General features: G+C 38.0%; 6 protein-coding genes. 4 read left to right on the top strand and 2 right to left on the bottom strand.

All coding sequences use genetic code 11. The features are described from left to right. Together K1X82_15015 and K1X82_15010 are read left to right on the top strand one after the other, a co-directional pair. The coding region (locus tag K1X82_15015; protein ID MBX7183420.1) for a metallophosphoesterase at nt 1–850 on the top strand (850 nt) is incomplete at its 5' end. Between the two features lie 110 nt (nt 851–960). Further along, nucleotides 961–1,395: a hypothetical protein gene (locus tag K1X82_15010; GenBank protein ID MBX7183419.1), complete on the top strand. Its 435-nt coding sequence runs from the start codon at nt 961–963 to the stop codon at nt 1,393–1,395. Between the two features lie 699 nt (nt 1,396–2,094). Here K1X82_15010 and K1X82_15005 read toward each other — a convergent pair. After that, nucleotides 2,095–2,595 carry a calcium-binding EGF-like domain-containing protein gene (locus tag K1X82_15005; GenBank protein ID MBX7183418.1) on the bottom strand — a complete coding sequence of 167 codons (501 nt, stop codon included), beginning with the start codon at nt 2,593–2,595 and terminating at the stop codon, nt 2,095–2,097. A gap of 108 nt (nt 2,596–2,703) precedes the next feature. Here K1X82_15005 and K1X82_15000 point away from each other — a divergent pair, with 108 nt between their 5' ends. Both K1X82_15000 and K1X82_14995 read left to right on the top strand, forming a co-directional pair. Further along, the gene (locus tag K1X82_15000) at nt 2,704–3,519 is read left to right on the top strand and encodes an SAM-dependent chlorinase/fluorinase (GenBank protein MBX7183417.1); all 816 of its coding nucleotides are present in this window, start codon (nt 2,704–2,706) and stop codon (nt 3,517–3,519) included. Next, nucleotides 3,479–3,772 carry an antibiotic biosynthesis monooxygenase gene (locus tag K1X82_14995; GenBank protein ID MBX7183416.1) on the top strand — a complete coding sequence of 98 codons (294 nt, stop codon included), beginning with the start codon at nt 3,479–3,481 and terminating at the stop codon, nt 3,770–3,772. Before K1X82_15000 ends, K1X82_14995 begins: the two co-directional genes overlap by 41 nt. Here the strand turns inward: K1X82_14995 and K1X82_14990 are convergent. Next, a partial coding sequence (locus K1X82_14990) for an aldo/keto reductase (protein MBX7183415.1) occupies nt 3,769–3,941 on the bottom strand: 173 nt, incomplete at its 5' end. The genes K1X82_14995 and K1X82_14990 overlap by 4 nt on opposite strands.

Genomic DNA, 3,941 nt, shown 5'->3' with positions numbered 1-3,941 from the left:
CATTCATGTGCATAAAAGACGAAATTTCAGAATAGCACACTTGACCGACATTCATGTTGAACCGGGATCTGTTGCGCCAAAAGGCATGGCAAAAGCTCTTCAAAAAGCCCAAACCTTACCTGACAAGCCAGACTTTATTTTAAATGGGGGAGATTGCATCATGGATTCTTTGAACAGGAACAAGGACGAAGTGAAAGCCCAATGGGAGGTTTGGCAATCTGTTTTAAAGAATGAATTGCACACCGAAATGCATAGCTGCATTGGCAATCACGATGTTTGGGGCTGGAGCAATGTTGGAAATAAAAAGAAACGGGACCCACTTTATGGTAAAGCCTGGGCAACAGAAGAACTTCAGTTAAGCAATCGCTACTATAGTTTTACCAAAGGTAACTGGCATTTTATTGTTTTGGATAGTACACATCCCCGATCCATAGCAGGATATTGGGCAAAATTGGATGAAGCTCAAATGGATTGGCTGGAAAAAGAATTAGCATCGGTTCCAAAGGAGAAATTCATTTGTATTTTGAGTCACATTCCTATTTTGGCTGTATGTACTTTTTTCGATGGTGACAATTTAAAAAGAAATAACTGGAATGTTCCGGGAGCTTGGATGCATCAGGATGCCAAACAATTAAAAGATTTATTTTACAAATATCCAAATGTAAAAGTTTGTTTAAGCGGACATATCCATTTGGTAGATGAAGCGGAATATTTGGGTGTAAAATACTATTGCAATGGGGCAGTTTGTGGTGCCTGGTGGGGAGGCAACTGTCAGGAATTTCCTCCGGCTTTTGCAGTAATCAATCTATACGAAGATGGAAGTTCGGACCGAGAATTGATAACCTATTAAGATTGGTTGTAAATAGTTGATTTCTCGTTGATATTTTACGTTTTAATTTAAGATTGATATGTTATTACTTCTAATTTTGCATCCTCATCAATAATCCAAAAATCCAGAACATGAAAAAAATTTATTCACTTGTAATGGTAGCAGGACTAGGCTTTTTAGCTTCCTGCGGACCAAGCAAAGAAGAGCTTGAGGCTCGTGAAAACGCTCGCAAGGATAGTATTGCTCAGGTAGAAAAAGCTCGTCTAGATTCTATCCAAGCCGCTGAAGCCTTGAAAGCTCAACAAGATAGCATTGCTGCTGCTTTGGAGAAAATGAAACAAGATAGCATTGCTGCTGCTGAAGAAGCTGCAAAAAAAGGCAAAGGCAGTAAAAAACCAGCTAAAAAACCAGCTGATGAGCCTAAAAAAGAAGAGCCTAAAAAACCAGAAACAGGAAAAATGAAAGACAATGTTACAACTCCTGCTGGTGGTGGAAAAATGAAAGACAATGTTGTTGCCCCAACTGGTGGAAACGGCGGAGGAAAAATGAAAGACAAAATTAAATAGTCTATTATTTTCCAATAAAAAAGGGAGAATCCAAAATTGGATTTTCCCTTTTTTTTTCTTCTAACCTTACAATTGGAATAACAGTTCGGCCTCCCTGTTTTTATTTTCAAATCTTTACTATTCAAGGTTTTATAAAAAATAAGAAATGTAAATTTTACCTAAAGTCTTGGATACCCTGCATTTCTTACAATTTCAGCATAGCCTTACTTCCTACTCATTTACAAATCAGGAAGCAAGTATTTTTGGTGGTTCAAAAATGCCCCCATTCAATTAAGCTAAATTCCAAAAGAAATTTTAAAACGAGTTTCGAGACTAGGATTAGTTAGATTTTCAAGTAATTTTTACCACGATTGCGCATTAGAAATGCTCAAACTCTTCATTCGGGGTAAACCCAACTAAATCAAGTAGTTCAGATTTTTCATTCTACTATTGATTAAATTGGGTTTAAATTAAAAAAAACTAACTAAAACAAGCTCGGATTTAACCAAAATCAGCCCCCATCCCACTTTCCATTTGTTCACTTCGTTTCAAATGACAATTTTGTGATAATATCTATTCGGTATAATATGGAACCCGTTTAATTTGGTCACAAAATTCAACTTAGGCTATTTTGTGAACTGTTAAGATAGTTTGACTCAAGGGTAGGGATAAAAAAAAAGGCTGACCAAATGGCCAGCCTTTCAAATAAATTGAAGTCAATTATTTTTGAGCAGTGAAAGAGTAAACACAAGTTTCACCAGCGCTTGGATCTTGTTCGTTGATTGACATAGTCAAAGTGTTTCCACTTACAGAACCAGAACCTGAGTAAGTAAAGTTGTTAAGAGTTACTTGGTCCAAAGTTAGGTTAGAACCATTAACAGTTCCGGTCAAAGCAGTACCAGCAAATACTACAGAAACTTTCAATACACCTGCACTAGACTCAGCGATAGAAACCGGAGTACCTTGAGAGATGTTTCCATTTCCGGTAACTGGGCAAGTTACAGTACCTGAAGATACAGAATAACTTCCGTAAAATGCAACACGAGTTTCAGTTTGGCAGTTAGTACCTTCGTAACCGTCTTCGCAATCACAAACACCTTCCAAGCAAGTTCCACCGTTTTCACAAGTTACATCTTTACATTTGTCTTCTGTACAAGAATTCAAAGAAGCAAGACCTAGAGTCATTGCAGCTGCTAAGCTAAGTAGTTTAATTTTTTTCATAATTTTTAATATGAGTTTGGTTGATTTGGCCGCAAAGATAAAAAAAATGTCTTCCAAAAAAAATCTGGTATAATTTCTGTTAAAAAGTAATTTTGTGCTGTCGCCCAAATGCCTATCGTCACCCTTACTACAGACCTTGGACTTAAAGATCCTTATGTTGCTGCCCTCAAAGGGTCCATTTTGTCTGCACTTCCCGATTGCATTATTGTGGATATTTCTCACCAGGTTGGCAAACACGATGAAGGTCAGGCAGGTTTTATACTCCGTTCGGCTTACCGCTATTTCCCCGTAGGAACCATTCATATTAATGCGGTTTCTAAGGATATCAGCAATACGGCCATTTATATCGGAATTAAACATAAAGGGCATTATTTTATTGGTCCCGACAACGGTGTATTTAGTTTGGTGCTCGATGATAAACCTGAAGAAATCATTCAATTGGACTCGGTAATTAATTTCAGCTCTCATTCCTTCCCTTGTCTTGATATCTTAGTTCCTGCTGCCTGTAAATTAGTCAAAACAGGCTCCTTAAGCTCCCTTGGAACGGTTAAAGATTCCATTCAAAAACAGCTTTTCTTTAATCCGGTGTTGGAAGAAAAACGCATTACCGGTGCGGTTATTTATATTGATGGATTTGGGAATATCTTTACGAATATTACCAAGGATTCCTTTGATCAAACCTTTAAAGGTAAAGGGATCAAAATAGTTATGAAAAACCTTTCCCATACCATTTCCGGAATTTCCCAGGTTTATGGAGATGTGATGCCCGGAGAAATTCTGGCATTCTTTAACTCGGTAGGTTTGCTTGAAATTGCGCAAAATTGCGGTTCTGCAAGTAAATACCTGGGACTTAAAATGAGCGATAAAATCTGGATAGAAGCCAATGATAACAAGGGTAGTAAAAATGACTTTCAAACCTGGTAATGCATCTGAATTCAAGGATGTTTTTAACCGTTCCAAAACCTATATTCGTCACTTCGAAGGGTGCATTCACTTAAGCCTTTTGGAAAGCCAAACTGAACCCGGTGTGTTTTTCACCTATAGCAAATGGGAAAACCAAACTTGCCTGGAAAAATACAGGCAATCCGAATTATTTAAATCTACCTGGGCCCAGACCAAGGTACTTTTTGAAAAGCCTGCCGAGGCCTGGACCTGTTTAGAAGAAATAATCCCTTAAAATACCGGCGCTTTGGGCTTGTTTTGCAAAACCAGCTCTATCTTTTCCATAACCTCAGGTGTTAATTGATCAACAACCTCTAATGCCTGTAAAGTTTCGGCCAATTGAGGGGATTTGCTTGCACCTAATATCACCGTACTTACATGGGGGTTTTTCAAAACCCAGGCAA

The organism is Bacteroidia bacterium, from assembly GCA_019695265.1.
Classification (GTDB): Bacteria; Bacteroidota; Bacteroidia; order JAIBAJ01; family JAIBAJ01; genus JAIBAJ01.
The sequence above is the reverse complement of the archived record's forward strand: the minus strand, read 5'-3'. Positions and strand labels throughout refer to the sequence as shown.